Source organism: Pseudomonas sp. P5_B3, assembly GCF_056400405.1.
In genome coordinates this window covers 42,717-69,440 of sequence record NZ_JBFULI010000030.1, presented here as the reverse complement: position 1 = coordinate 69,440, position 26,724 = coordinate 42,717, and the positions used below count along the sequence as shown (strand labels likewise).

The window sequence follows — 26,724 nt, the reverse complement described above, 5'->3', positions numbered from 1 at the left end:
CTAGAGCTTCTGGCACACCTGTGCAGCATGAATCGAGCGGATGAACCGACATGATCGATCTCGCAACCTGGAACCTCAGCGTCCCCGTCGGCAGCCCGCCGTACACCGTCGAAACCGCCAAGCTGGTGGATGGTTTCAAGGATCAATACTTCCATTCCGACACCGGCACATTGTTTTTCTGGACGCCCGTGACCGGTTCCCGTACCGAAAACGCGATTTATCCGCGCACTGAATTGCGTGAAACCTACAGCAATGGCACGTTGCACAACTGGTATTACCCGGATGCCGACAATTTGTTACATGCCACGCTGGCAGTGAATCAGGTGCCCAGTTCCGGGAAGATCGTCATCGGCCAGATCCATACCTTTCAGAGCCAGAAACCTCTGGTGAAGGTCGAATACCAATACAAAACCAGTACAGCCACCGGCAATATCGTCGCCAAGGTCCGCATGCACCCCGACGACACCCCCCGAGTCATCACCATCGCCACCGGCGTGAAACTCAATCAGGAATTCTCCTACCTCATCCACCTCAGCCCCGGCGGTGCATTGGGCATCAGTGCGGCGGGCTATCAGTGGAATACCGATATCAGCACGATGTGGCGTGATAAGCCGCTGTACTTCAAGGCTGGGGTTTATGTACAGGACAACACGGGGTACACCACTGAAGGCGGGGAAGTGACGTTCAGCCATCTGGATATCGATCACAATCAATAGTATTTACCGTTGAAACGATCGCAGCCTTCGGACGATCTTTTGATCTTGCGCTCACAAAAAACCCGCATTTCTGCGGGTTTTTCATGCGACTAAAACGCTGACGGTCTTAGTTGACCTTGGCGTTCAACTCACCCTTCAGGTAACGCTGATACATCCCTTCCAACGAGATCGCCTTGATCTTCGAAGCGTTGCCGGCAGTACCGAAGGCTTCGTAGCGAGCGATGCACACATCGCGCATGGCGGTCACGGTGGCGCCGAAGAATTTACGCGGGTCGAACTCGCTCGGGTTGGTGGCCATCAGGCGACGCATTGCGCCAGTGGATGCCAGGCGCAGGTCGGTGTCGATGTTGACCTTGCGCACGCCGTGCTTGATACCTTCGACGATTTCTTCAACCGGTACGCCGTAGGTTTCCTTTATGTCGCCGCCGTACTGGTTGATGATCGCCAGCCATTCTTGCGGAACCGAAGACGAACCGTGCATCACCAGGTGAGTGTTCGGAATGCGCTTGTGGATTTCCTTGATGCGGTCGATGGCCAGCACGTCGCCGGTAGGCGGCTTGGTGAACTTGTAGGCGCCGTGGCTGGTGCCGATAGCGATGGCCAGGGCATCAACCTGAGTGCGTTTTACGAAGTCAGCGGCTTCTTCCGGGTCGGTCAGCATCTGGCTGTGATCCAGAACGCCTTCGGCGCCGATACCGTCTTCCTCACCGGCCATGCCGGTTTCCAGCGAACCCAGGCAGCCCAGCTCGCCTTCTACCGAAACGCCGCAGGCGTGAGCCATGGCCACGGTCTGTTGGGTCACACGCACGTTGTAGTCGTAGTCGGTCGGGGTCTTGCCGTCTTCGCCCAGGGAACCGTCCATCATCACCGAGCTGAAGCCCAGTTGAATGGAGCGCTGGCAGACGTCAGGGCTGGTGCCGTGGTCCTGGTGCATGCACACCGGGATGTGCGGGAACTCTTCGATGGCTGCCAGGATCAGGTGACGCAGGAACGGTGCGCCGGCGTATTTGCGAGCACCGGCCGAAGCCTGGACGATCACCGGGGAGTCAGTCTTGTCAGCGGCTTCCATGATGGCGCGCATCTGCTCAAGGTTGTTGACGTTGAAGGCTGGAACGCCGTAGCCGAACTCGGCTGCGTGGTCCAGCATCTGGCGCATGCTGATAAGTGCCATTGTGTATATCTCTCCCGGTTGAGGGTCGTTAATCGTGCCAGCCTGCCGTAGCGGCGGCGGCTATTCAAGTTATTGCAGATCGGGGGTTGGCCCGGGCTGCGGATTCGGGTGTTACCAAAATCTTAAATACGACACAGAAACCCTGTGGGAGCGAGCTTGCTCGCGATGGGGGCGGCACATTCAGCATTGATGTGACTGTGATACCGCTATCGCGAGCAAGCTCGCTCCCACAATTGAATCTCTGTACATCAAATGAATCGTGTTATTCAGCCTTGCAACCGCGGCCGATCAAATCATTGGTGGCGACCCAGTAAACCAGGCCTTCCTCACCTTTTATGTGAAACGCCAGCATGTCATTGCTGTACAGCGAACCCGATGCACCCGGTTCCTGCTTCAGGCGGTAGACCTGATCGGCACCGCCCAGGCGCACGTCGACTTCCCTGCGGCTGTCGTCGGTGTAGCGCCACAGCACTTTGGCCTGGCTGTCGCAGGTCCAGGTGGTCCAGTTATCCACAGGCGCGGACGAATGGAACAGGTTCAACTGAGCACAACCGGCCAACAACGCCAATGCCGCAACTGCGATAAAACCTTTCATCCGTGTCCCTCGGCTGACGGCGCACGCTGCCAGCCCTGAGTAAAGAGTCTGACCCGTCAAGGGCAGCCATGTTCCTTGGCGGGTGCCTGGGTCTCGTATTTGTCCAGACCCTCGGGACCTGCGCGCTTGTTGAGCACCGGGTTGGTTTCGGCCTGCCAGTCAGCCTGGTAGCAGCCTTTTTCCGACTCGGACGGCGCAGGTTCCGGCGTGGCCTTCGGGTTACTCCCGCACGCCACCAGTGAACCCGCGACGATCAACAGCGCTAACGTCTTGACCATGTAAACACTCCCTTGCCTGGTCTAACGGGCGACCCTCAGGCCTTGGCCCGGCTTTCCAGGACTTCAACGGCTGGTAGAACCTTGCCTTCGACGAATTCGAGGAACGCGCCACCACCGGTAGAAATGTAGGAGATCTGCTCGGCCACGCCATACTTGTCGATGGCAGCCAGGGTGTCGCCACCGCCGGCAATGGAGAACGCCGCGCTGTCTGCGATGGCCTGGGCCAGCACTTTGGTGCCATTACCGAACTGATCGAACTCGAACACGCCGACCGGGCCGTTCCACAGGATAGTCTTGGACGACTTCAGCAGCTCGGCGAAATTCGCCGCGGTCTGCGGGCCGATGTCCAGGATCATGTCGTCGGCAGCGACGTCAGCGATCAGCTTGACGGTCGCAGCGGCGCTTTCAGCGAATTCCTTGGCAACCACCACGTCCACTGGCAACGGCACGCTGACTTTGGCGGCGATGGCGCGAGCGGTATCCAGCAGATCCGGCTCGTACAGCGACTTGCCGACTGGATGACCGGCAGCGGCCAGGAAGGTGTTGGCGATGCCGCCACCAACGATCAACTGGTTGCAGATCTGGCTCAGGCTGTTGAGTACATCGAGCTTGGTCGACACCTTGGAGCCGGCGACGATGGCCGCCATCGGCTGGGCCGGGGCGCCCAGGGCTTTGCCCAGTGCGTCCAGTTCAGCGGCCAGCAGCGGGCCGGCAGCAGCGACTTTGGCGAACTTGGCCACGCCGTGGGTCGAACCCTCGGCACGGTGAGCGGTGCCGAAAGCGTCCATCACGAACACGTCGCACAGGGCAGCGTATTGCCGGGCCAGTTCGTCAGCGTTCTTTTTCTCGCCTTTGTTGAAACGCACGTTTTCGAACAGCACGATGTCGCCGGCCTTGACGTCGACGCCGTCCAGGTAATCGGCCACCAGCGGCACTTCACGGCCCAGGGCACGGCTCAGGTAGTCGGCGACTGGCTTGAGGCTGTTCTCGGCCGAGAACTCGCCTTCGGTCGGACGGCCAAGGTGCGAGCAGACCATCACGGCCGCGCCTTTTTCCAGGGCCAGCTTGATGGTCGGCAGCGAGGCCAGGATACGCGCATCGCTGGTGACAACACCGTCCTTGACTGGGACGTTGAGGTCTTCGCGGATCAATACGCGCTTACCTTGCAGATCGAGGTCGGACATCTTCAACACGGTCATGGGTCGCACTTCCTACGGTTTTTTTGAAATTGCTGATTGCAGATAGTGTTCTGCAACGTCCAGCATTCGGTTGGCAAAACCCCATTCGTTGTCGAACCAGGCCAGGATGTTCACCAGCCGTGGGCCGGAAACGCGGGTCTGACTGGCATCGACGATCGCCGAATGTGGGTCATGGTTGAAATCACAGCTTGCGTGGGGTAGCTCGGTATAGGCCAGAAGGCCTTTGAGCGGGCCGCTGGTGGCGGCTTCGCGCAGGATCCGGTTAACCTCGGTGGCATCGGTCGCGGTAGCGGTCTGCATCGTGATATCGAGGCAGGACACGTTGACCGTTGGCACCCGCACGGCTTTGGCCTGAATTCGTCCGGCAAGTTCCGGCAACAGGCGTTCGATACCACGCGCCAGACCGGTGGACACTGGAATCACCGACTGGAACGCCGAACGGGTGCGGCGCAGGTCTTCGTGGTGATAGGCATCGATGACCGGCTGATCGTTCATGGCCGAGTGAATGGTGGTGATCGACACGTAATCCAGGCCAATGGCCTGATTCAGCAGGCGCAACAGCGGCACGCCGCAGTTGGTGGTGCAAGACGCGTTGGACACCAGCAGTTCGTCGCCGGTCAGGCAATCCTGGTTCACGCCATAGACGATGGTCGCGTCGACGTCCGTCTCGCTGGCCATCGGCTGGGAAAACAGCACACGCGGGGCGCCGGCATCGATAAAACGCTGGCCATCTTCGCGGGTGTGGTAAGCGCCGGAGCACTCCAGCACCAGATCGACGCCCAGAGACGCCCAATCGATGCCTTCGGGGGTGGCGCTGCGCAGGACCTTCACGCAGTCGCCATTGATATGCAGACAATCGCCGTCGACCTTCACTTCGCCGGGAAAACGCCCGTGGGTGGAGTCGAAGCGTGTCAGGTATTCGATGCTGGCCATGTCGGCCAGATCGTTGATCGCGACAATCTCGAACCCGGCCTTGTCGCCTCGCTCGAACAACGCACGCAAGACGCAACGACCAATCCGGCCGTAGCCGTTGAGTGCAACTTTGTAGGGACGCGGTTGAGGCATGGGGTTCTCGATTACCGTGGTGAATCCGTTAGTGCAGCGTCGCCTGATCGACCGCTATCGCGGGCAAGCCCGCTCCCACAGGGTACTCACCGTCCTTGTGGGAGCGGGCTTGCCCGCGATGGCGTCAGACCAGACAACACAACTGTCGGACTTAGTCTTCCAGCAGCTCTTCAGCCTGACCCAGGATGTTTTCCAGGGTGAAGCCGAACTCTTCGAACAAGGCTGGCGCAGGCGCCGACTCGCCGTAGGTGGTCATGCCGATCACGCGGCCTTCCAGGCCCACGTACTTGTACCAGTAGTCGGCATGGGAAGCCTCGATGGCGATACGGGCACTGACCTGCAACGGCAGGACCGCTTGCTTGTAGCCGGCGTCCTGGGCATCGAACACGCTGGTGCACGGCATGGAAACCACGCGCACCTTGCGGCCTTGTTCGGTCAGTTTGTCGAAGGCCTGAACGGCCAGACCGACTTCCGAACCGGTGGCGATCAGGATCAGCTCAGGCTCGCCAGAGCAGTCCTTCAACACGTAGCCGCCACGGCTGATGTCGGCGATCTGCAGGGCGCTGCGGGTCTGGTGCTGCAGGTTCTGACGGGAGAAGATCAGAGCCGAAGGACCGTCCTTGCGCTCCAGTGCGTACTTCCAGCTCACCGCCGATTCAACGGCGTCGGCTGGACGCCAGGTATCGAGGTTCGGCGTGCAGCGCAGGCTGGCCAGTTGCTCGATTGGCTGGTGAGTCGGGCCGTCTTCGCCCAGGCCGATGGAGTCGTGGGTGTAGACGTGGATCACGCGCTGCTTCATCAGGGCCGACATGCGTACCGCGTTACGGGCGTATTCCATGAACATCAGGAAGGTTGCGCCGTAAGGCACCAGGCCGCCGTGCAGGGCTACGCCGTTCATGATCGCGGTCATGCCGAATTCGCGCACGCCGTAGTACATGTAGTTGCCGCTGGCGTCTTCAGCGGTGACGCCTTTACAACCTTTCCACAGGGTCAGGTTGGAACCGGCCAGGTCAGCCGAGCCGCCAAGGAACTCGGGCAGCAGCGGGCCGAACGCGTTCAGGGCGTTCTGGCTGGCTTTACGGCTGGCAATGGTTTCGCCCTTGGCCGCCACTTCGGCGATGTAGGCATCGGCCTTCTCGGCGAAGTCGGCTGGCAGGTCACCGCTCAGACGACGCACCAATTCGTTGGCTTCGGTCGGGAAAGCGGCAGAGTAGGCAGCGAAACGCTGATCCCACTCGGCTTCCACGGCGCAACCGGTTTCCTTGGCGTCCCACTCGGCGTAGATGTCGGCCGGGATTTCGAACGGGCCGTGATTCCATTTCAGCGCCGCACGGGTCAGGGCGATTTCCGCGTCACCCAGCGGGGCGCCGTGGCAATCTTCCTTGCCTTGCTTGTTCGGTGAACCGAAACCGATGGTGGTCTTGCAGCAGATCAGGGTTGGCTGCTCGCTTTTGCGCGCAGTGTCGATCGCCGTCTTGATCTCTTCCGGGTCGTGACCGTCGACATTGCGGATCACTTGCCAGTTGTAGGACTCAAAGCGCTTCGGCGTGTCGTCGGTGAACCAGCCTTCGACTTCGCCATCGATGGAAATGCCGTTGTCATCGTAGAAGGCGATCAGTTTGCCCAGGCCCAGGGTACCGGCCAGGGAAGCGACTTCGTGGGAAATGCCTTCCATCATGCAGCCATCACCCAGGAAAACATAGGTGTGGTGGTCGACAATGTTGTGGCCAGGACGGTTGAACTGCGCTGCCATGACTTTCTCAGCCAGGGCAAAACCCACGGCGTTGGCCAGGCCCTGACCCAGTGGACCGGTGGTGGTTTCAACGCCCGGGGTGTAGCCGAGTTCCGGGTGGCCCGGGGTACGGCTGTGCAGTTGGCGGAACTGCTTCAGATCATCGATCGACAGGTCATAGCCGGTCAGGTGCAGCAGCGAGTAGATCAGCATCGAGCCATGGCCGTTGGACAGTACGAAGCGGTCACGGTCGGCGAATGATGGATTGCTCGGGTTGTGCTTGAGGTAGTCGCGCCAAAGTACCTCGGCGATATCTGCCATACCCATAGGGGCACCGGGATGGCCGCTGTTGGCTTTTTGCACGGCATCCATGCTGAGGGCACGAATGGCGTTGGCACGCTCACGACGGCTAGGCATCGCTGTTCTCCTGGGATTCTGAAACAAGAGTGAGTAAATCGAAACGGAAAAAAGGCGAGCATTTTCCCTCACCGGGCCGCCTCGGGGCAATGACAGATAGTCATCTGGAGGCGTTTTTCCAAAGGATAACGACGTATTAACGTGATGAAACCTTTCTGCTCTGGCTTTGTTGACTGAACCTAACGCCAAGAAGTGCCATCCATCGAGCAATATCAAAACTTTTTGATATTGCTCTTGCGATGCCTTCGACCCGTGACTAGACTGCCGGCCTTATGAATTTACGTGTGCCCTCCATTCAACATGACGATTGCGATGAGCTGGCGGCCTTGTGCAAGGCTGGCGGTGATCCCCTGCGTTTGAATGTTTTGCGCGCACTGGCCAACGACTCGTTCGGTGTGCTGGAACTGGCGCAGATCTTCGGCATCGGCCAGTCAGGCATGAGCCACCACCTCAAGGTACTGGCCCAGGCCGGCCTGGTGGCGACGCGCCGCGAAGGCAACGCGATTTTCTACCGTCGCGCCCTGCCCCACACCGAACTGCCGGGCGGCAAACTGCACGCAGCCCTGCTCGAAGAAGTGGACAACCTGACGCTGCCAACCGACGTACAGTCGCGCATCGCCCAGGTCCATGGGCAACGCGCGGCCGCCAGCCAGGACTTTTTCTCACGGGTTGCGGAAAAGTTTCGCGCCCAGCAAGACTTGATCGCCGGCCTGCCGCAATACCGCGAAAGCGTGGTGGCCCTGCTCGACAAGTTGAGCTTCGACAAAGACGCCACGGCCATTGAAGTCGGCCCCGGCGATGGCGCATTCCTGCCGGAACTGGCGCGCCGCTTCTCGCAAGTCACGGCGCTGGATAACAGCACCGCGATGCTCGAACTGGCGCGCCAGGTCTGCGAACGCGACAAACTGACTAACGTTAGCCTGCAACTGGCCGATGCATTGAACGGCGTCAGCCTCAAGGCCGATTGCGTGGTACTGAACATGGTGCTGCACCATTTTGCCGCACCGGCCGATGCGCTCAAGCACATGGCCCACTTGCTGCAACCAGGCGGTAGCCTGTTAGTGACAGAGTTATGTAGCCACAACCAGAGTTGGGCCAGGGAGGCCTGCGGTGATCTCTGGCTGGGGTTTGAACAGGACGATTTGGCCCGTTGGGCCACCGCTGCGGGACTCGCTCCCGGGGAAAGCCTCTATGTAGGCTTACGCAATGGTTTCCAGATCCAGGTCCGCCATTTTCAGCGACCGGCTGGCGACACTCACCATCGGTAAATTCAGGAAAACATCGAGATGAGCGAATACTCCCTTTTCACCTCCGAGTCCGTGTCTGAAGGGCATCCGGACAAAATCGCCGACCAGATTTCTGATGCGGTGCTGGACGCCATCATTGCTGAAGACAAGTTCGCCCGTGTGGCGTGCGAGACTCTGGTGAAAACGGGCGTGGCGATCATCGCCGGCGAAGTCACCACCTCGGCCTGGGTCGACCTGGAACAGATCGTTCGTGACGTGATCACCGACATCGGCTACACCAGCTCCAACGTCGGCTTCGACGGTGCGACCTGCGGCGTGATGAACATCATCGGCAAGCAGTCCCCTGACATCAACCAGGGTGTCGACCGTGCCAAGCCTGAAGATCAGGGTGCCGGCGACCAGGGCCTGATGTTCGGCTACGCCAGCAACGAAACCGACGTGCTGATGCCAGCACCGATCACCTTCTCGCACCAGCTGGTGCAGCGCCAGGCCGAAGCCCGCAAATCCGGCCTGCTGCCTTGGCTGCGTCCGGACGCCAAGTCGCAAGTGACCTGCCGCTACGAAAACGGCAAGGTTGTCGGCATCGACGCCGTTGTCCTGTCGACCCAGCACAACCCTGAAGTGTCGTACAACGACCTGCGCGAAGGCGTGATGGAGCTGATCGTCAAGCACGTGCTGCCTGCCGAACTGCTGAGCAAGGACACCCAGTTCCACATCAACCCGACCGGCCAGTTCATCATCGGCGGCCCGGTGGGTGACTGCGGCCTGACCGGTCGCAAGATCATCGTCGACAGCTACGGCGGCATGGCCCGTCACGGTGGCGGCGCGTTCTCCGGTAAAGATCCATCGAAGGTTGACCGTTCGGCAGCCTACGCCGGTCGTTACGTGGCCAAGAACATCGTTGCTGCCGGCCTGGCCGAGCGTTGCGAAATTCAGGTTTCCTACGCCATCGGCGTTGCCCAGCCGACTTCGATCTCGCTGAACACCTTCGGCACCGGCAAGATCAGCGATGACAAGATCGTCAAACTGGTCCGCGAAGTGTTCGACCTGCGTCCATACGCGATCACCACCATGCTCGACCTGCTGCACCCGATGTATCAGGAAACCGCTGCGTACGGCCACTTCGGTCGCACCCCGGCAACCAAGACCGTTGGTAACGACACCTTCACCACGTTCACCTGGGAAAAAACCGACCGCGCCGACGCTCTGCGTTCCGCTGCCGGCCTGTAAGATTTCCCCGCAACACCCGAAGCCCCGCATGGTTCGCGCCTTGCGGGGCTTTTTATTGCCATTCGCTTTACACCGTGTTGCGACTATCGCGGGCAAGTCGAATCGTCGCACCGCCGCTCCCACAGGGTTATGAGTTGGTCAGATGATTTGTGAACACCACCGTCAACTGTGGGAGCGAGCTTGCTCGCGATGAGGCCAGCACATCCACCGGAAATACCCGGCAAAACACCCCCTCGCTATGCCAACTGATACTGACCTAGCCTTCACACACCTCACCGAGCAAGGACGCTCAAGATGCTTCCCGACCTGCGCCTGTTTCTCGCCTTTCTACTGACCTTTGCCCACCTGACCGCCAATGCCACCGAGTGCCCGGACTGGCCATCCGAACGCGCCCTGAACGAAGTCAACAAACTGCAACAGCAGATCGACTTCTGGGACGACAGCTATCACCGCCAGGGACGCTCACTGGTAGCCGATGAACTCTACGACCAGTCCCGCGTACGACTCACCCAATGGCGCCACTGCTTCAATCTGAGCCCGTCCGCAGACCCCTTGCGCACTGCACGCGGCACACTGCCCCACCCCATCGCCCACACCGGCCTGGACAAACTGCACGATCGGCCCGCCGTGGAAAACTGGCTGCGTGGCCGGGTGGACGTCTGGGTCCAGCCTAAAATCGATGGAGTGGCGGTGACCCTGGTTTACCGTAACGGCCTGTTGGCCCAGGCAGTCAGCCGTGGTGACGGCCAGAGCGGTCAGGACTGGACGGTTCCTGCACGGCAGATTCAGGCCATCCCGCAACGGCTATCGCAAGCCCGGGACTTGATCGTGCAAGGCGAACTGTATTGGCGCCTGACCGATCATGTGCAGGCCCGGGCCGGTAGCCTCAATGCCCGTGGCTCGGTGGCCGGCCTGATGGCGCGCAAGGTCTTGAGCGCCGAACAGGCCGCCAACATCGACTTGTTTGTCTGGGACTGGCCCCAAGGGCCGGCGAGCGTGCCCGCGCGTGCCGCGGCGCTGACTGCGCTGGGCTTCCCGAGTACCACGGCATACAGCCAGCCAGTCACCTCCGTCATCGATGCCGAACGCTGGCGCGAACACTGGTATCGCTCCCCCCTGCCCTTTGCCAGCGACGGCATTGTCCTGCGCCAGAACCAACGCCCGGCCGCCGAACGCTGGCAGGCCAGGTCACCTTACTGGGCCATCGCCTGGAAATACCCCTTCGCCCAGGCACTGGCCGAAGTCCGCCAGGTTCACTTCAAAATCGGCCGGACCGGGCGGATCACTCCGGTACTTGAACTGACCCCGGTGAAGCTCGATGACCGGCAGATCAAACTCGTCAGCGTCGGGTCGTTGCAACGCTGGCAGGCGCTGGACATACGTCCGGGTGACCAGGTCGCCATCAGCCTGGCCGGGCTGACCATTCCCAGGCTCGATAGCGTTGTATTGCGCAGCAGCGCACGCGCCGAATTGAACGTGCCGCTGGCAGAGGACTTTAATTCATTGAGTTGCTGGCGACCGACTCCGGGCTGTGAGAGCCAGTTTCTCGCGCGCCTGACCTGGCTCAGCAGCAAACAGGGTCTCGCGCTGCCCAATGTGGGTCCGGGCACTTGGGAAAAACTTCTTGCAACAGGTCGCCTGAACGGTCTGCTGGATTGGTTGCCCCTCGATGCTCAAGAGCTTGCTACCATTGACGGTTTCGGCGAGCGCAGCGCGGTTCGCCTCGCAGACAGCTTCAACCGGGCCCGGCAACGCCCGTTCGCGCACTGGCTGAAAGCCCTGGGATTACCGCCGACAGGTCAGGTGCACCTCGGCAATTCATGGCAGGCACTGGCGCAGCGAGACATCGAACAATGGCGGGCCGAGACCGGTATCGGTCCGGGACGCGCGGCGCAACTGAACGCTTTTTTCCGCGATCCGCAGGTCCTGGCCTTGAGTGAAACGTTACGTGATGCGGGGATTGACGGCTTTTAGCGGTCAGCCTTGCGCCCAGCGGGAACCCCAGGGGACCGCAGGGCTCCAACAAGCCATTGCCACACCGGCCCGCCTGTCTTCTTACATGGAGCTTTTATGAAATTTCTTTCACCGCTCGTCCTGTTGGCCCTTTGCAGCGTGCTGGCCACTCCGTTGATGGCGGACGAGGAAGCGCCGGGGCTGACCGGTTGCGCGGCCAGGAAGCAAGGTATCGTCAACCAGATCGAATTGGCCAAGGTCCACGGCAACGCCGACCAGCAGGCCGGCCTGGAAAAAGCCCTGAGCGAAGTCGAGGCGAACTGCACCGATGCCTCACTGAAGAAGGAACGGGAAAACAAGGTGCTTGACGCCAGGCACGAGGTCAGCAAGCGTCAGGCGGACCTCGACAAGGCCATGAGCAAAGGCGACTCTGACAAGATCAACAAGCGCAAAGACAAACTTGCCGATGCCCGCAAGGAATTGCAGGACGCACTCGATGAGCTGGATAAATAAGAACAGATAACGAGCAAAGATCTTTGGTGTTGCCGAAGCAGTCTTCGCGAGCARGCTCGCTCCCACAGGGTCATGCGCTCACCTGTGGGAGCGAGCCTGCTCGCGAAGACGCCAGACCGGGCACCGCTGGGTCAATGATCCCGAAACGCCTTATGACAAGCACTGCAAGCATCTTCGACTTTCTGCACCGACGGCCCCAGGTTACTGGCCTTGTAGGGTTGAACCTGGYTGGCGATCACCAATTCACCGGTGGCGGATTCAAGGTCACGGGCCATGGCCTGGAAGCGCGCCTGCTGCTCCCAGACATCGCTCTTGGCGCTGGTGTGATCTTCTTCGCGGACCTGCGGAAAGTGTTGCCACGGCTCACGGGACAGCGCATCGAGTTTCACCGAGCCCTCGGCGAACTTCGGGCCATCGAACGCAATGCGCCCACGCAGCATGCCGCCCAGGTCTTCGCCAGTCTTGAGCATTTGCTTGAAAATGGCCTTGCGCTGGCCGAGCGGCGAGTTGGGGTCGACTCCGCCACAAGCGGACAACGTCAGGCAGGCCAGCAATACAACAGAAAGTCTTTTAAGAGTCATGGTGGCTTCAGGTCACGGGAAACGGCGGCCAGTATCCTCGCGTCATCGGCAAAGACCAATAGCCCTATTATCAATAAGGGTTGCTTGAGCGCATGGAGCACTCAAGCAACCGGCAAAGGAATCACTCCATGAACAGCCGTATCAAGGCATGGCGTCACAGTCTGGCCTGGACCCTGCCGATGGTGGCCCTGCTCGCAGGCTGCACCGGTGGCGACAACCAACAACCGAAGACCCATGCTCTGGCGACCTATTCCAGTGCCACATGGGAAGCGCTGCCGACGGTGTCCGACATCGACCTGGTCGCCGGCTTCGGCTCATGGCGTAGCGCCTGCACCCGACTCAAGGCCGACCCGGTCTGGGGTGGCACCTGCGCAGCGGCTGCCAACGTGCCGCAAACCGCCAGCGACATTCGCGGTTTTCTCAAACAGAACCTCGATGTCTATGGCTTGCGCGCCGCCAACGACAACCCCAGCGGTCTGATCACCGGCTACTACGAACCGGTCTATCCCGGGAGCCTGACCCAGACCGGCGCTGCCAATGTCCCGGTCTATGGCGTCCCCGAAGACATGATCATCGTCGCCCTCGACAGCATTTACCCGGAACTCAAGGGCAAACGCCTGCGCGGTCGGCTCGAAGGTCGCGTGCTCAAGCCGTACGACGATGCGGCAACCATTGATAGCAAAGGGGTCAAGGCGCCGGTCGTGGCCTGGCTGACCGATCCGATGAACCTGCAGTTCCTGCAAATCCAGGGTTCGGGTCGTATCCAGCTCGACAATGGCCGCCAGTTGCGCATTGCTTACGCCGATCAGAACGGCCATCCGTATCGACCGATCGGCCGCTGGCTGGTGGAACAGGGCGAGTTGAAAAAAGAAGACGTGACCATGGGCGCCATCAGCACCTGGGCCAAGGCCAATCCGTCGCGGATTCCCGAACTGCTCGGCAGCAACCCCAGCTACGTGTTCTTCACCCGTAACCCGGACAGCAACGAAGGCCCCCGCGGCTCGCTGAACGTACCGCTGACCGCCGGTTACAGCGCGGCAGTGGATCGCAAGGTCATTCCGCTGGGCAGCCTGTTGTGGCTGTCCACCACCAAACCGGACGGTACCGCCCTGGTTCGCCCGGTGGCCGCACAGGACACCGGCGGCGCCATTGCCGGCGAGGTCCGGGCGGATCTGTTCTGGGGCACCGGCGATGCGGCCGGGCAATTGGCCGGGGACATGAAGCAGCAGGGACAGATCTGGATGCTCTGGCCCAAAGGTGCGGCGCTGCCGCAAGTGCCGCAGGTGGCGGATGCGGTGAAGGCTAATCCTTGAAATCAGCATCGCCAGCTAGATAGTTATCGCGGGCAAGTCGAATCGTCGCACCGCCGCTCCCACAGGGTTTTCGGTGTACACAGAATCCATATTCACTATAGAAACCTGTGGGAGCGGGTTTGCCCGCGATAAGGCCATCAGCATCACCCGAGATTCAGACCGACACCACAAAGAAACTCACGATCAACGCCATCCCCACGAACCACACCAGCGACCGCAGCGTCGCCCAGTCCGCCAGGTAGCAAATGATGTAGAGCAGGCGGCTGGTAATGAACAACACCGACAGCACATTGACCGTTACCAGTTCGGCATTGCCGACCAGGTGCGCTACGATCACCGCCGCGGCGAACGCCGGGGTCACTTCGTAACTATTCAACTGCGCCGAGTGTGCCCGCCTGCCCAAGCCTTCCAGAGAGTCGAGAAAATCCCGAGGGTCATGATTGTCTTTCAGCCGGAACCCGCCACTGATCTTGGCGATCCACGTACACATATACGGCAGTAAAATCGCAATCAAAATGCACCACAGAGCCACCGTCATAACGTCGTCCTTTCTTCTGGTTGTCTAGTTGTGGAGAGTTGAATTCCATCCGGGCGATCAAAACTTCATCACCAGTATGCCGATCATCACAAGGCTACAGGCGAGCAACCGTGGCCCGCCAAGCGGTTCTTTCAGGTAACGCATGCCAAACAGCACCACCAGAATCACGCTGATCTCGCGCAACGCTGCCGCCTCGGCTATCGAACCCAACTGCATCGCCCACAGCACCAAAGCGTAGCTGAACAACACGCAGAACCCGACCGCCAGGCCCAGCCGCCACTGCTCGCGCCAGAACAGCAAGAACGCGGGTCGTTTACGCACCAACGCCAATAGAGGAAACGGCCAGGCGCTGAGCAGAGTGACCCAGACCAGGTAATCCAGTGGATGGGACCAGCGCCGCAATGCCTGCCCGTCGATGTAGGTGTAGCAACCGATGCACAGGCCGATCAGCGCCACCACCGGTAGCATCGACCATGGAAGGCGCGTTCCGCCGCCGCCCTGCCAGAGCAGGCACAGCATGCCGAACGGGATCAGCAGGATTCCGAAAATCTGTTGGTGGGTCAGCTCTTCCCCGGCAAAGATCAGCGTCAGCGCCAGCACCACCAACGGCGACAGGCCGCGCATCAACGGGTAAACCAGCCCGAGGTCGCCGACCCGATAGGCCTGGATCAACAAATAGCGATAGAGCAACTCGAACGCCGCCGATGCCAGGATCCACGGCCAGATCTCCAGCGGCGGCACGCTCAGCAATGGCAACATCAGCGCGACAAATAGCAGCGCCACGCTGTCCATGCAGGCCACCACCAACAACCGCTCCGCACTGAACTTGATCAGGGTATTCCACGCCGCATGCAACAGCGCCGCCACCAACACCAACGCCGTCGCAAGCACGGCCTACTCCTTTTGTTGTCTCCACGATCCTGCAAAACTCGCGCAGAGAATTGGTTCGCCATATGTCAGTGGCTGTTTATACTGCAAGCGACCACGCCGCACTCAGTTGCGCACAGACTAATTCCTATAAAAATTCTGCCCGGCCCGCACTCCTCGAGAACGGTCGTCGGCCTGCGTATGCCTGATCACAGCGTCAAGACTACCGACAGAGACCTTGCGCATGCCACTCGCTTTGCTTGCCCTCGCTGTTGCCGCGTTCGGCATCGGCACCACCGAATTCGTCATCATGGGTCTTTTGCCCGATGTCGCCCGCGACCTCGGCGTGAGCATTCCCGATGCCGGATTGCTGATCACCGGCTACGCCCTGGGCGTGGTGTTCGGTGCACCGATCCTCGCCGTCGGCACCGCCAACATGCCGCGCAAAGCCACGCTATTGGGCATGACGCTGATGTTCATCCTCGGCAACATGCTCTGCGCGCTGGCGCCGAACTACGCCACGCTGATGGCCGCGCGCGTGATCACGGCACTGTGCCATGGCGCATTTTTCGGCATCGGTTCGGTGGTCGCCGCCGGGCTGGTGGCACCCAACAAACGGGCCCAGGCGATTGCCATGATGTTCACCGGCCTGACCCTGGCCAACGTGCTCGGCGTACCGCTGGGCACCGCACTCGGGCAATACGCAGGTTGGCGCTCGACCTTCTGGGCGGTGTCGGTGATCGGCGTACTGGCGGCGATTGCGCAATGGGTCTGGTTGCCGAAGAACATCGCGATGGATAAAGCCAACCTGGCCAGCGAGTTCAAGGTGCTGGGCAAGGCCAACGTACTGCTGGCGCTGGGCATGAGTGTGCTGGCCTCGACCAGCCTGTTCAGTGTGTTCACTTACATTGCGCCGATCCTGCAGGACATCACTGGCGTCAGCCCGCACGGTGTCACCATCATGCTGCTGTTGTTCGGCGTTGGCTTGACCGCCGGCAGCATGCTCGGTGGTCGTCTGGCGGACAGCCGCTTGCTGCCTTCACTGGTAGGCATGGCGCTGGCGGTACTGGTGGTGCTGGCGGCGTTCACGCAAACCAGCCATTCGGCCATTCCGGCAGCGATCACGCTGGTGCTGTGGGGTACGTTCGCCTTTGCGCTGTGCCCGATCCTGCAACTGCTGATCATCGATCAGGCCATTGAGGCGCCAAACCTGGGTTCGACCTTGAACCAGAGCGCCTTCAACCTCGGCAACGCCGCCGGAGCCTGGATCGGCGGCCTGGTGGTGGCCAGCGGCGCGGACCTGGCGGACTTGCCGTGGACCGGCGCGTTGGTCAGCGGGCTGACCGTGTTGACTGCATTGTTCTTCATCTATCGCCAGCGTCGCGTTGCGGCTGCGCTTGATGTGGCGGGTTGAGCATCAACTTGATTGCATGCTCGCGATGGGAACACCACCGATCTCACTGAGCGGCATCATCATCCTTGAACTGGTCTTTGACGTACTTGATCTCGGTTCGGCCATGGGGCGCGGGCAAGCCGTCTTCACCCAGGTTGACGAAGACCATTCTCTCCACCGTCAGGATGCTTTTGCGGGTGATCTTGTTGCGCACTTCGCATGTCAGGGTGATCGAGGTGCGGCCGAATTCGGTCGCCGTGATGCCCAGTTCGATGATGTCGCCCTGGCGCGAGGCGCTGACGAAGTTGATTTCGGAAATGTACTTGGTGACCACACGCTGGTTGCCCAACTGGACGATGGCGTAGATCGCCGCCTCTTCGTCGATCCAGCGCAGCAGGCTACCGCCGAACAGCGTGCCGTTGGGGTTGAGGTCTTCGGGTTTTACCCATTTGCGGGTGTGGAAATTCATGTTCACTCCTGACCATCTTGCCGATTGATGCCTGGCATCATGGCAGAGCCCGGGCTAGAGCTCTATCAAGCTTCGACTATGGTCTCGATTACCGTTCGGACATTGACCAACAGAAACGCTTTGGAAGATCAGCATAGCCCGCTATAATCGCCACCGTTTCAAAACGGTCATCATCGCTTGATACCGTTTTCCCGCCACCTGTCCGAGGGGCGCTGCAGCAGGTTCGACCTGTCAGGCTCGGATGGGGCGTTGCCAGGCCTTGATCGGCCCGACACTAAACGCACAACGGCGCCCATTCGCATACATTACGAATGGAGGCTCTTCATGAGCGCTGTTATCACGCCTGCAGATTTTACCGATTACAAAGTCGCCGACATGTCCCTGGCTGCCTGGGGCCGTCGCGAAACCATCATCGCTGAATCTGAAATGCCAGCCCTGATGGGTCTGCGTCGCAAGTACTCCGAAGAGCAACCGCTCAAGGGCGCGAAGATTCTCGGCTGCATCCACATGACCATTCAGACTGCCGTGCTGATCGAAACCCTGGTTGCCCTGGGTGCCGAAGTACGCTGGTCGTCCTGCAACATTTTCTCGACTCAGGACCAGGCCGCCGCTTCCATCGCCGCTGCCGGCATCCCGGTTTTCGCCTGGAAAGGCGAAACCGAACAAGAGTACGAGTGGTGCCTGGAGCAGACCATCCTGAAAGATGGCCAGCCATGGGACGCCAACATGATCCTCGACGACGGCGGCGACCTGACCGAGCTGCTGCACAAGAAGTACCCGCAGGTTCTGGATCGCGTCCACGGCGTGACCGAAGAAACCACCACCGGCGTTCACCGCCTGCTGGACATGCTGGCCAAGGGCGAGCTGAAAATTCCGGCCATCAACGTCAACGACTCGGTGACCAAGAGCAAGAACGACAACAAGTACGGCTGCCGTCACAGCCTGAACGATGCCATCAAGCGCGGCACCGACCACCTGCTGTCCGGCAAGCAAGCGCTGGTCATCGGCTACGGCGACGTGGGCAAGGGTTCCGCTCAGTCCCTGCGTCAGGAAGGCATGATCGTCAAGGTTTCCGAAGTCGACCCGATCTGCGCCATGCAAGCCTGCATGGACGGTTTCGAAGTGGTTTCGCCATTCATCGACGGTATCAACAACGGTACTGAAGCAAGCATCGACAAGTCACTGCTGGGCAAGATCGACCTGATCGTGACCACCACCGGCAACGTCAATGTTTGCGATTCGAACATGCTCAAAGCCCTGAAGAAGCGTGCCGTTGTCTGCAACATCGGTCACTTCGACAACGAAATCGACACCGCTTTCATGCGCAAGAACTGGGCATGGGAAGAAGTGAAGCCGCAGGTTCACAAGATCCACCGTACCGGCGCTGGCGATTTCGACCCACAGAACGACGACTACCTGATCCTGCTGGCCGAAGGCCGTCTGGTTAACCTGGGCAACGCCACCGGCCACCCGAGCCGCATCATGGACGGTTCGTTCGCCAACCAGGTTCTGGCGCAGATCTTCCTGTTCGGCCAGAAGTACGCCGACCTGTCGCCAGCCCAGCAAGCCGAGCGCCTGACCGTTGAAGTACTGCCGAAGAAACTCGACGAAGAAGTGGCCCTGGAAATGGTCCGTGGCTTCGGCGGCGTCGTGACTCAACTGACCAAGACCCAGGCCGACTACATCGGCGTGACCGTCGAAGGCCCGTTCAAGCCGCACGCTTACCGCTACTGATCGGCCGGATCTTCCTGTGTAGGAGCGAGCTTGCTCGCGATGGACGTTAACGAAAACGCGCGCTATCTGGCTAAACGCGTTGCCCTGACGTTTTTCGCGAGCAAGCTCGCTCCTACAGGGGCCAGCGTCCGCCTTACGCGTTTTCAAGGGTATTCCCATGTCCCAAGATCGTCGCTACAGCTTCGAGTTCTTCCCTACGAAGACCGATGCCGGGCAAGAAAAGCTGCTCGCCACTGCTCGCCAGTTGGCTACCTACAACCCCGATTTCTTCTCCTGCACCTACGGCGCCGGCGGTTCGACCCGTGATCGCACGCTGAACACCGTGTTGCAGCTCGAAAGCGAAGTCAAAATCCCTGCCGCTCCGCACCTGTCCTGCGTGGGCGACAGCAAAGCTGACCTGCGCGGCCTGCTGGCCGAGTACAAGGCTGCCGGCATCAAGCGTATCGTCGCTCTGCGCGGTGACCTGCCTTCAGGCATGGGCATGGCCAGCGGTGAATTGCGCCACGCCAACGACCTGGTTGAATTCATTCGTGAAGAAACCGGTGATCACTTCCACATCGAAGTCGCCGCTTACCCGGAAATGCATCCGCAAGCGCGCAATTTCGAAGACGATGTTGCCAACTTCGTGCGCAAGGCCAACGCTGGCGCCGACAGTGCGATCACCCAGTACTTCTTCAACGCCGACTGCTACTTCTACTTCGTGGAACGTGTGCGGGCGCTGGGTGTGGACATCCCGATCGTGCCGGGCATCATGCCGATCACCAACTACAGCAAGCTGGCGCGCTTCTCCGATGCCTGCGGTGCAGAAATCCCGCGCTGGATCCGCAAGCAACTGGAAGCCTACGGCGACGACACCCAGAGCATTCAGCGCTTTGGTGAACAGGTCATCACCGAAATGTGCGAACAATTGCTGCAGGGCGGCGCTCCAGGGCTGCACTTCTACACATTGAACCAGGCTGAAGCGAGCCTGGCGGTGTGGAGAAACCTGAAATTGCCGCGTTGAGGCAGCTACAAGCTGCAAGTTGAAAGCTACAAGCAAGATCAAAAGATCGCAGCCTGCGGCAGCTCCTACCCCGGAATGTGTATTCCCTGCAGGAGCTGTCGCAGGCTGCGATCTTTTGCTTTCAGCGCACTATTAATGTGCAGCAATCCACGGAGTTAGAGCATCTGCGGTCAGTTTCTGGCTCTTTCCGGTTTCTCGTCGTAATCTCAAACCCATGCCTTTGATCACGCAGTTAATCGCCATGCTTGTCTTCGCTTGCCTGAGCTTCGCCGCTCGGGGCGAGAAGCTGCGCATTGTCACGGAACCGTGGGCGCCTTATGTGTACGAAGACAACGGCAAAGCGCTGGGCCTGGACTACGAAACCACCGCCATTGTCTTCAAGCGCCTGGGCATCGAAGTGGAGTGGCAGTTCCTGCCATGGAAACGCTGCCTGTCGATGCTTGAAACCGGGCAGGCCGACGGCGCGCTGGACATCTTTCACAGCGACGAACGCGATGCGACCCTGCTCTACCCCAGCGAACCACTGTCTGAAGTCCAGTTCGTGATGTTCTACGCCAATGACCGACCCCATCCGTTTCGCACCCTTGATGACTTGCGCGGCCTGACCATCGGCACCTCGCCGGGTTACCTGTACAGCAAGGACTTCAGCGATTCGACGCTGTTCACCCGCGAGCCGGCTCCCACCCATGAAGCCAACTTCGGCAAACTGGTGCGCGGGCGCATTGACCTGCTGATTACCGACCGCCGGGTCGGCCAGCATTTGCTCGATGAACTGGGCATCCGCGGCAAGATCACCGAAAACCCCACCGTCATCAGCCAGCAAAGCCAGTTTCTCGCGGTACGTCGCAATGCGGGCATGGATCTGCTGGTGCAGCGTTTCGGCGCCGAACTCAAACGCTTCAAGCGCGAGCCCGCCTATGCTGAACTGAGTGCCCGCTACGGCGCGGAACCGGCCGCCAGCGTGAAGACTGAAAAAACCACGGCTGCCACGGAAAAAACCGTTGAGCAGCAGGAAAGCGGCGCGCAGTGATTGCTCTGTTATACTCCGGCCTTCCCGCCAGGCTCACGCCCGGACGCTCGGAATCGTTAAAGGCATCTCAACCCCGCTACTGCGCAGCTTTCAGCCCGCGCGAGCGCTTGCAGACGAGCCTTCGAGACCCAGCAGGACCGGACGGGATTGCGTCCTCTTAAACGCCATTCGCGCCAGGCAAGACTCCCATTGGGCCAAGCCCTAACTTAAAACAGGATTACTCATGTCCTTTGCTTCCCTCGGTCTCTCCGAGGCTTTAGTCCGCGCCATCGAGGCAGCGGGCTATACCGAGCCTACTCCGGTGCAACAGCGGGCCATTCCCGCCGTGTTGCAAGGTCGCGACCTGATGGTCGCGGCACAGACAGGTACTGGTAAAACCGGCGGTTTCGCCCTTCCGATCCTGGAGCGGTTGTTTCCCAACGGTCACCCGGACAAATCCCAGCGTCACGGCCCGCGCCAGCCGCGCGTACTGGTCCTGACCCCGACTCGCGAACTCGCCGCGCAAGTGCATGAAAGCTTCAAGGTCTATGCCCGTGACCTGAAGTTCGTCAGCGCCTGCATCTTCGGCGGTGTCGGCATGAACCCGCAGGTTCAGGCCATGTCCCGTGGCGTGGATGTGCTGGTGGCCTGCCCTGGCCGCCTGCTCGACCTCGCCGGCCAAGGCAGCGTCGATCTGTCCCACGTGGAAATCCTCGTGCTGGACGAAGCCGACCGCATGCTCGACATGGGCTTCGTCCATGACGTGAAAAAGGTCCTGGCCCGTCTGCCGGCCAAACGCCAGAACCTGTTGTTTTCGGCGACCTTCTCCAAGGACATCACCGACCTCGCCGGCAAGCTGCTGCACAACCCGGAGCGCATCGAAGTCACGCCGCCGAACACCACGGTCGAGCGTATCGAACAGCGTGTGTTCCGTCTGGCCGCCAGCCACAAGCGTTCGCTGCTGGCGCACCTGATCACCGCCGGCGCCTGGGAACAGGTGCTGGTGTTCACCCGCACCAAGCACGGCGCCAACCGCCTGGCCGAGTACCTGGACAAGCATGGCCTGAGCGCCGTCGCGATCCACGGCAACAAGAGCCAGAACGCCCGCACCAAAGCCCTGGCCGACTTCAAGGCCGGCGAAGTGCGCATCCTGGTCGCCACCGACATCGCCGCTCGCGGTCTGGACATCGACCAGTTGCCTCACGTGGTCAACTTCGAACTGCCGAACGTCGATGAAGACTACGTGCACCGCATCGGCCGTACCGGCCGTGCCGGTCGTTCGGGCGAGGCGATTTCGCTGGTAGCCCCGGACGAAGAAAAACTGCTGAAAAGCATCGAACGCATGACCCGACAGAAAATCGCCGACGGCGACCTGATGGGCTTCGATGCCAGCGCCGTGGAAGCCGAGAAACCGGAAGTGCGCGAGCGTCCGGACATGCGTAACCCGCGCAATCCACGTGGCCCGCGCGGCGACGGTCCGAACGGCAGCGGTGGCGGCGGCGGCGGCGGTCGCAAGGACAAAGGCAAAGACAAGGGCAAGGAAAAACCGGCCGGCGAACGCGGCGAGCGCCCTGCCCGTCAGCAAAAGCCCCGCGAAGGTACTCCGGCCCGTGAACAGCGTCAGCCGAGCCAACAACCCCGTGCCGCCGCTGACCGTGCCCCGGACGAGTTCCTGGACGACGATATCGATAACTTCGGTAACCGCGTCGACTACGTGCCGCAGCAGAAACCTGCTCAAGGCCGTGGTCGCCGTCCGGGTGCTCCGGCACAAGGCACCGCCGCCGGTTCGGGCGCTCCACGCTCCGGCAAACCACAAGGTCGCCAGAGCGGTCCGCGCAGCAGCGATGGCGCCAGCACCGGCACCCCACCGGCCAAGCGTAGCGGTCCTCGCAGCGGCGCACCGCGCGACGGCCAGGCTCGCCGCGAAGACTCACGCAACCGTCGCCCGGCCCGTGACGACCAGCCTCTTTCGGAACCGGCCGTGCAGAACCCGCGTGGCCCCGCGCCGAAGATCATGCACAAGGAGTCGAAGGCCGACCGCTTCCCGACACCTGAGCAGCTGGATCAACTGCCAAGCCGTCCTCGCGGTGAGAAACCAGCGTTGCTGACTCGTAATCGCTGAGTTATCGCTGCAATGAAAATGCCCCGAACCAAAAGGTCCGGGGCATTTTTTATGGCTGATGAAATCCTGTAGGAGCGAGCCTGCTCGCGATGGCGTCTGTTCAGCCAACATGGATATCGACTGATACACCGCTATCGCGAGCAAGCTCGCTCCCACAGTGAATTTGTAGTGTTGATAAAATTTCGCCAGCCAAAAAAACGCCCCAGACCTTTCGATCAGGGGCGTTTTTATGTCAGAGCGAAAATTACTTCGCCTTGACACCTTCAAACGAGATGTACAGATCAACCGCGTCGGACTGTGGACCCAGGTCCATCATCTTGCCGAAATCGGAACGCTTGATGCTGGTAGTACCCTCGAAGCCTGCACGGTAGCCGCCCCATGGATCCTTGCCTTCACCCAGGAAAGTGGCCTTGATCACGACTGGCTTGGTTACGCCAGCAATAGTCAGGTCGCCGGCCACGTCGGCTGTGTCTTTGCCAGCAGCGTTCTTACCGGTGGCTTTAACGCTGGTGGACACGAACGTGGACTTAGGGAAATCAGCCACTTTCAGGAAGTCTTTGCTGGAGACGTGCTTGTCACGTTCGGCGTTGTTGGTGAAGACGCTGGCAGGGTTCACGTTGAACTCGATCTTGCTGTCTTCAGGCTTGGCAGCGTCGAAGCTGAACTTGCCGTCCATGGTCTTAAAGGTACCGGTGATGAAGCTGTAGCCCAGGTGGCTGATCTTGAAGTTGACGAAGGCGTGCTGGCCTGTTGTGTCTACAACGTAGTCAGCCGCCATCACGTTGGCGGACAGCAGAGCGGAACCGATTGCCAGAGCGGCGAGAGTCTTTTTCAACATGCTTTGTTTTCCTTGGGAGTCGAGGTTGAACTTCAGGCTTTGCGACCCAGCATTCGCTTGAGGGTCGCATCACGGTCGATAAAGTGGTGCTTCAATGCTGCCAATGCATGGAGGCCGGAAAAAATTACCAGCACCCACGCCAGGTAGAGGTGAATCGCACCGGCGTTATCTGCCTGGTCCGGTAGTCCGGAAACCAGGGCAGGCACTTCAAACCAGTCAAACACCGGAATCCCGGCACCTTCTGCGGTGGAAATCAGGTAACCGGCAATCATCACGGCGAACAGACAGAAATACAGAAAGGCATGACCGAACATGGCGCCAAGACGCGTCATGCGGCTGTAACTGGCCAAGGCCGGTGGTGGCGGGCTGATGAAACGCCACAATACCCGCAGCACCATGACGCCCAGCAAGATCAAGCCAATGCTCTTGTGCAGATCCGGCCCGGTCTTGCGCCAAGGGTCGTAATAGCCGRGGCCGACCATCCACAGCCCGAGGGCGAACAAACCGAACACGGCCAGTGCCACGCCCCAGTGCATGAAGATGCTGACCCAGCCGTAGCGGGAGGTAGAGTTACGTAGCTGCATTGCCTAGATCCCTGTAAGTGCTGGCCCAAGACTATCGAGTTATCTATCGAATTAAAGCGGAAAATTTCGCTTTGAAATATCGAAAAATGCGATCAAGAGTCTGAAGCCGACGAGTTAAGGAAAGATTAAAGTCGAAAAGTGTTAGAAAAAATGAATACAAACCGGAGAACACCTGTACCAAATGTTTTATTCGATTTTTGATCTCGGCCTTCTTCAGGCAAAAAAAACGCGGCATTTACGCCGCGTTCTTTTTGTCCCAGGGCTTACTACGCCTTGGCATCCATTGCCGGAGTCGCCGCAGGTTTAGCTGCTGGCTTCTTCACCGCCTCGGTTTTCTTGGCCGGTGCCTTGACCGGGGCTTTTTTCGCCTCGGTCTTGGCAGCCGGTTTTGCCGGAGCCTTTTTGGCCGGTTCGGGTTTTACCGGGGTCGCAGGCTTCGGTGCTTCCACCGGGGCTGGCGCGATGGCCGGGGCTGGCGCCGGAGCAGGCGCTGGCGCTGGCGGTGCAACCGGCTCGGATGCCTTGACCAGCTCTGGCTTCTTCTCGTCATCGGAGCCGCCAAACAGGTTGCTGAAGAAATTGCCTTTCTTCGCCGCCACCGCACCAGTGCCCGCCGCAGCGGCAGCGGCCGGGACCACTTTCGCCGGTTCGAACGACTTGCCCGCCGCCAGGTCTTCAACCTGGCTGGCTGCACGCTGACCAGTGCGCAACGCGCCTTCCAGGGTGCCCGGGTACAGGGTGTCGGTGTGTTCGCCAGCGAAGGTTACGCGCTGAATCGGGCGTTCCCACAGGCGCCAGAACTTGCTGATCTGGCCCGGACCGAAGGCCAGGTAGGCGCCGCCAGTCGACGGATCGGTGCTGTAACGACGGATTTCATAACCGGTGAACGAACCGCGAGCCTGTGGATAGAACTCATGCAGGCGAATCAACACCTGATCGACCATCTGCTTGTCGCCGAACGCCTGCATCACTCGCGCATTGTCGCCGGACAGGTTGATCACCACATTGGCACCGCCCTTCAGGGCAGGCTCGATCCACAACATGCCCAGGCCGGTGTTGCTGTAGATCTCGCCGGACATGCGCGCCTTGGATTCCCACACCGGCGTCTTGAACTTCAGCATGATCTGGTCACGCCATCCGTAGTTGGTGCCCTTGATCGCCGCCAGGTGCTGGGCGTCCAGCGCCGGGATCATCTGGATCTTGTTCAGGGCGCGCAGTGGCACGGCCAGCACGACGTAGTCAGCCTGATAGCTGACGCTGTCGACTTTGACGGTCACACCGTCCTTGTCCTGAATGATCGACGAGACCCGGGAATTGGTCTTGATGGTTTTCAGCTGCTTGACCAGGGCCTGGGCCAGCACCGGGCTGCCACCGACCAGGCGCGAAGCCCGCAGGTCACGATCGGAAACACCACGGTAAACGCGGCTCTGCTGCGCGAAGTACAGCAGCGACAAGCGCGAAGGTTCGTCGTAGCGGGTACGGATCTGCTGGTTGATCAGCTGGCGGGCGGTGGCCGGCAGGTTCTGCTTGTCGAGCCAGCTCGACACGTTGATCTGATCCAGCGCGTACAGCGTGTTGTTGGCGGCCGGGTTCTGCGGGTCGTCGATCGAGCGCGCCAGATCGTCCACGGTCTTGTCGAAGCGCTTGAGCGCCTCGGCGGTGGCCGGCTGTTTGGTCGCAAGGTCGGCGGTGGAGAAATACTCACCATCGATCAGGTAACCTGGAGTCCGCACGAATTCAGGGGCCGGGGTGGTGCTCAGCTTGAAGTTCGATACGTATTTGTTCAGCACCGGTTGAGCCTTGTCGTTGCCGATCCATTCGCTGGTGGCCATGCCGGAACGGCCGCCCAGGCTCGACTTGGCTTCCAGCAGAGTGACCTGCCAGCCCTTGTTCTGCAGCTCGTACGCGGCAGTCAGGCCCGACAGGCCGCCGCCGATCACGATCGCGGTTTTATCCTTGGCCAGCGCAGACACGCTGAACAGCCCCAACATCACCAGCGCACAGGCGCGCAGCCAACCCACAGACATTCAGCGAACTCCGGAATTACACGAGGAAAACAGCGGTTTTTGCGAGCCAGACGGCTCAAGAACCGCGAAGGATACGTCAGCCTTCAAACACCCGCCAGCAACGTCTATCGGCCTGGATAAAGTAGCTCAT

At 60.4% G+C, this 26,724-nt stretch carries 24 protein-coding genes and 1 riboswitch; of the genes, 11 read left to right on the top strand and 13 right to left on the bottom strand.

The genetic code is table 11. From position 1 onward, the window contains the following. Positions 1 to 50 precede the first annotated feature (50 nt). Entirely contained in the window at positions 51 to 716 is a 666-nt protein-coding gene (locus AC1DRN_RS18405; RefSeq protein ID WP_223456763.1) for a polysaccharide lyase family 7 protein, read from the top strand. A gap of 106 nt (positions 717 to 822) precedes the next feature. Here AC1DRN_RS18405 and fba read toward each other — a convergent pair whose 3' ends face one another. From fba to tkt, 6 genes are all read right to left on the bottom strand, one after another. Beyond that, the gene (gene fba, locus AC1DRN_RS18400; protein ID WP_007981624.1) at positions 823 to 1,887 is read right to left on the bottom strand and encodes a class II fructose-bisphosphate aldolase; all 1,065 of its coding nucleotides are present in this window, start codon (positions 1,885 to 1,887) and stop codon (positions 823 to 825) included. A gap of 262 nt (positions 1,888 to 2,149) precedes the next feature. Continuing rightward, a complete protein-coding gene (locus AC1DRN_RS18395) occupies positions 2,150 to 2,482 on the bottom strand; it encodes an MliC family protein (protein WP_223456762.1) in 333 nt (110 codons plus the stop codon). Between the two features lie 56 nt (positions 2,483 to 2,538). Further along, a complete protein-coding gene (locus AC1DRN_RS18390) occupies positions 2,539 to 2,760 on the bottom strand; it encodes a hypothetical protein (RefSeq protein WP_223456761.1) in 222 nt (73 codons plus the stop codon). 35 nt (positions 2,761 to 2,795) lie between these two features. Further along, a complete protein-coding gene (locus tag AC1DRN_RS18385; RefSeq protein WP_223456760.1) occupies positions 2,796 to 3,959 on the bottom strand; it encodes a phosphoglycerate kinase in 1,164 nt (387 codons plus the stop codon). 12 nt (positions 3,960 to 3,971) lie between these two features. Beyond that, positions 3,972 to 5,024, bottom strand: coding sequence for an erythrose-4-phosphate dehydrogenase (gene epd / locus AC1DRN_RS18380; RefSeq protein WP_223456759.1), 1,053 nt, complete (start codon positions 5,022 to 5,024; stop codon positions 3,972 to 3,974). A gap of 151 nt (positions 5,025 to 5,175) precedes the next feature. After that, a complete protein-coding gene (tkt, locus tag AC1DRN_RS18375; RefSeq protein WP_223456758.1) occupies positions 5,176 to 7,173 on the bottom strand; it encodes a transketolase in 1,998 nt (665 codons plus the stop codon). Between the two features lie 272 nt (positions 7,174 to 7,445). On the opposite strand from tkt, the gene AC1DRN_RS18370 reads away from it, so the two are divergent. From AC1DRN_RS18370 to AC1DRN_RS18355, 4 genes are all read left to right on the top strand, one after another. Then, the gene (locus tag AC1DRN_RS18370) at positions 7,446 to 8,441 is read left to right on the top strand and encodes an ArsR/SmtB family transcription factor (protein WP_223456757.1); all 996 of its coding nucleotides are present in this window, start codon (positions 7,446 to 7,448) and stop codon (positions 8,439 to 8,441) included. A gap of 18 nt (positions 8,442 to 8,459) precedes the next feature. Further along, positions 8,460 to 9,650 (top strand): methionine adenosyltransferase, encoded by a 1,191-nt coding sequence (gene metK / locus AC1DRN_RS18365; protein WP_223456756.1) that lies wholly within the window; start codon positions 8,460 to 8,462, stop codon positions 9,648 to 9,650. Between the two features lie 294 nt (positions 9,651 to 9,944). Beyond that, positions 9,945 to 11,624, top strand: coding sequence for an NAD-dependent DNA ligase LigB (gene ligB, locus AC1DRN_RS18360; protein WP_223456755.1), 1,680 nt, complete (start codon positions 9,945 to 9,947; stop codon positions 11,622 to 11,624). A 96-nt stretch (positions 11,625 to 11,720) separates the two neighbouring features. Next, on the top strand, positions 11,721 to 12,116 hold the full coding sequence (locus AC1DRN_RS18355; protein WP_108217011.1) for a DUF1090 domain-containing protein: 396 nt from the start codon (positions 11,721 to 11,723) through the stop codon (positions 12,114 to 12,116). A gap of 131 nt (positions 12,117 to 12,247) precedes the next feature. On the opposite strand, the gene AC1DRN_RS18350 is transcribed toward AC1DRN_RS18355, so the two are convergent. After that, entirely contained in the window at positions 12,248 to 12,697 is a 450-nt protein-coding gene (locus AC1DRN_RS18350; protein ID WP_477786768.1) for a c-type cytochrome, read from the bottom strand. A 128-nt stretch (positions 12,698 to 12,825) separates the two neighbouring features. Here AC1DRN_RS18350 and mltA point away from each other — a divergent pair, with 128 nt between their 5' ends. Continuing rightward, positions 12,826 to 14,010 (top strand): murein transglycosylase A, encoded by a 1,185-nt coding sequence (mltA, locus tag AC1DRN_RS18345; protein WP_108217013.1) that lies wholly within the window; start codon positions 12,826 to 12,828, stop codon positions 14,008 to 14,010. Positions 14,011 to 14,164: 154 nt separating this feature from the next. On the opposite strand, the gene AC1DRN_RS18340 is transcribed toward mltA, so the two are convergent. Both AC1DRN_RS18340 and AC1DRN_RS18335 read right to left on the bottom strand, forming a co-directional pair. After that, positions 14,165 to 14,548, bottom strand: a complete 384-nt coding sequence (locus tag AC1DRN_RS18340) for an MAPEG family protein (protein ID WP_223456753.1) — start codon at positions 14,546 to 14,548, stop codon at positions 14,165 to 14,167. Between the two features lie 57 nt (positions 14,549 to 14,605). Then, entirely contained in the window at positions 14,606 to 15,439 is an 834-nt protein-coding gene (locus tag AC1DRN_RS18335) for an EamA family transporter (protein WP_223456751.1), read from the bottom strand. Positions 15,440 to 15,659: 220 nt separating this feature from the next. Between AC1DRN_RS18335 and AC1DRN_RS18330 the strand changes: the two genes are divergently transcribed. Continuing rightward, positions 15,660 to 16,829: an MFS transporter gene (locus AC1DRN_RS18330; RefSeq protein ID WP_108217016.1), complete on the top strand. Its 1,170-nt coding sequence runs from the start codon at positions 15,660 to 15,662 to the stop codon at positions 16,827 to 16,829. A gap of 43 nt (positions 16,830 to 16,872) precedes the next feature. On the opposite strand, the gene AC1DRN_RS18325 is transcribed toward AC1DRN_RS18330, so the two are convergent. Beyond that, complete coding sequence (locus AC1DRN_RS18325; RefSeq protein WP_218431183.1) at positions 16,873 to 17,277, bottom strand: acyl-CoA thioesterase; 405 nt, start codon at positions 17,275 to 17,277, stop codon at positions 16,873 to 16,875. Positions 17,278 to 17,475: 198 nt separating this feature from the next. After that, positions 17,476 to 17,578: riboswitch (S-adenosyl-L-homocysteine riboswitch) on the top strand. A 23-nt stretch (positions 17,579 to 17,601) separates the two neighbouring features. Between AC1DRN_RS18325 and ahcY the strand changes: the two genes are divergently transcribed. From ahcY to AC1DRN_RS18305, 4 genes are all read left to right on the top strand, one after another. After that, positions 17,602 to 19,011: an adenosylhomocysteinase gene (ahcY, locus tag AC1DRN_RS18320; RefSeq protein ID WP_223456749.1), complete on the top strand. Its 1,410-nt coding sequence runs from the start codon at positions 17,602 to 17,604 to the stop codon at positions 19,009 to 19,011. A gap of 157 nt (positions 19,012 to 19,168) precedes the next feature. Next, positions 19,169 to 20,014, top strand: a complete 846-nt coding sequence (gene metF / locus AC1DRN_RS18315; RefSeq protein ID WP_223456748.1) for a methylenetetrahydrofolate reductase [NAD(P)H] — start codon at positions 19,169 to 19,171, stop codon at positions 20,012 to 20,014. A gap of 214 nt (positions 20,015 to 20,228) precedes the next feature. After that, a complete protein-coding gene (locus AC1DRN_RS18310) occupies positions 20,229 to 21,044 on the top strand; it encodes a substrate-binding periplasmic protein (RefSeq protein WP_223456747.1) in 816 nt (271 codons plus the stop codon). Between the two features lie 223 nt (positions 21,045 to 21,267). Further along, on the top strand, positions 21,268 to 23,145 hold the full coding sequence (locus tag AC1DRN_RS18305; RefSeq protein ID WP_223456746.1) for an RNA helicase RhlE2: 1,878 nt from the start codon (positions 21,268 to 21,270) through the stop codon (positions 23,143 to 23,145). A 244-nt stretch (positions 23,146 to 23,389) separates the two neighbouring features. Here the strand turns inward: AC1DRN_RS18305 and AC1DRN_RS18300 are convergent, their stop codons facing one another. From AC1DRN_RS18300 to AC1DRN_RS18290, 3 genes are all read right to left on the bottom strand, one after another. Beyond that, positions 23,390 to 23,983 (bottom strand): YceI family protein, encoded by a 594-nt coding sequence (locus AC1DRN_RS18300; RefSeq protein ID WP_223456745.1) that lies wholly within the window; start codon positions 23,981 to 23,983, stop codon positions 23,390 to 23,392. A 32-nt stretch (positions 23,984 to 24,015) separates the two neighbouring features. Next, positions 24,016 to 24,567, bottom strand: a complete 552-nt coding sequence (locus tag AC1DRN_RS18295) for a cytochrome b (protein ID WP_477786767.1) — start codon at positions 24,565 to 24,567, stop codon at positions 24,016 to 24,018. 266 nt (positions 24,568 to 24,833) lie between these two features. Beyond that, positions 24,834 to 26,594: a flavin monoamine oxidase family protein gene (locus AC1DRN_RS18290; protein ID WP_223456743.1), complete on the bottom strand. Its 1,761-nt coding sequence runs from the start codon at positions 26,592 to 26,594 to the stop codon at positions 24,834 to 24,836. Positions 26,595 to 26,724 lie beyond the last annotated feature (130 nt).

What these genes read in the sequence shown, in the direction of transcription:
- AC1DRN_RS18405 (WP_223456763.1), top strand. Translation starts at nt 51, where the DNA reads ATGATCGATCTCGCAACCTGGAACCTCAGCGTCCCCGTCGGCAGCCCG.
- fba (WP_007981624.1), bottom strand. Translation starts at nt 1,887, where the DNA reads ATGGCACTTATCAGCATGCGCCAGATGCTGGACCACGCAGCCGAGTTC.
- AC1DRN_RS18395 (WP_223456762.1), bottom strand. Translation starts at nt 2,482, where the DNA reads ATGAAAGGTTTTATCGCAGTTGCGGCATTGGCGTTGTTGGCCGGTTGT.
- AC1DRN_RS18390 (WP_223456761.1), bottom strand. Translation starts at nt 2,760, where the DNA reads ATGGTCAAGACGTTAGCGCTGTTGATCGTCGCGGGTTCACTGGTGGCG.
- AC1DRN_RS18385 (WP_223456760.1), bottom strand. Translation starts at nt 3,959, where the DNA reads ATGACCGTGTTGAAGATGTCCGACCTCGATCTGCAAGGTAAGCGCGTA.
- epd (WP_223456759.1), bottom strand. Translation starts at nt 5,024, where the DNA reads ATGCCTCAACCGCGTCCCTACAAAGTTGCACTCAACGGCTACGGCCGG.
- tkt (WP_223456758.1), bottom strand. Translation starts at nt 7,173, where the DNA reads ATGCCTAGCCGTCGTGAGCGTGCCAACGCCATTCGTGCCCTCAGCATG.
- AC1DRN_RS18370 (WP_223456757.1), top strand. Translation starts at nt 7,446, where the DNA reads ATGAATTTACGTGTGCCCTCCATTCAACATGACGATTGCGATGAGCTG.
- metK (WP_223456756.1), top strand. Translation starts at nt 8,460, where the DNA reads ATGAGCGAATACTCCCTTTTCACCTCCGAGTCCGTGTCTGAAGGGCAT.
- ligB (WP_223456755.1), top strand. Translation starts at nt 9,945, where the DNA reads ATGCTTCCCGACCTGCGCCTGTTTCTCGCCTTTCTACTGACCTTTGCC.
- AC1DRN_RS18355 (WP_108217011.1), top strand. Translation starts at nt 11,721, where the DNA reads ATGAAATTTCTTTCACCGCTCGTCCTGTTGGCCCTTTGCAGCGTGCTG.
- mltA (WP_108217013.1), top strand. Translation starts at nt 12,826, where the DNA reads ATGAACAGCCGTATCAAGGCATGGCGTCACAGTCTGGCCTGGACCCTG.
- AC1DRN_RS18340 (WP_223456753.1), bottom strand. Translation starts at nt 14,548, where the DNA reads ATGACGGTGGCTCTGTGGTGCATTTTGATTGCGATTTTACTGCCGTAT.
- AC1DRN_RS18330 (WP_108217016.1), top strand. Translation starts at nt 15,660, where the DNA reads ATGCCACTCGCTTTGCTTGCCCTCGCTGTTGCCGCGTTCGGCATCGGC.
- AC1DRN_RS18325 (WP_218431183.1), bottom strand. Translation starts at nt 17,277, where the DNA reads ATGAATTTCCACACCCGCAAATGGGTAAAACCCGAAGACCTCAACCCC.
- ahcY (WP_223456749.1), top strand. Translation starts at nt 17,602, where the DNA reads ATGAGCGCTGTTATCACGCCTGCAGATTTTACCGATTACAAAGTCGCC.
- metF (WP_223456748.1), top strand. Translation starts at nt 19,169, where the DNA reads ATGTCCCAAGATCGTCGCTACAGCTTCGAGTTCTTCCCTACGAAGACC.
- AC1DRN_RS18310 (WP_223456747.1), top strand. Translation starts at nt 20,229, where the DNA reads ATGCCTTTGATCACGCAGTTAATCGCCATGCTTGTCTTCGCTTGCCTG.
- AC1DRN_RS18305 (WP_223456746.1), top strand. Translation starts at nt 21,268, where the DNA reads ATGTCCTTTGCTTCCCTCGGTCTCTCCGAGGCTTTAGTCCGCGCCATC.
- AC1DRN_RS18300 (WP_223456745.1), bottom strand. Translation starts at nt 23,983, where the DNA reads ATGTTGAAAAAGACTCTCGCCGCTCTGGCAATCGGTTCCGCTCTGCTG.
- AC1DRN_RS18290 (WP_223456743.1), bottom strand. Translation starts at nt 26,594, where the DNA reads ATGTCTGTGGGTTGGCTGCGCGCCTGTGCGCTGGTGATGTTGGGGCTG.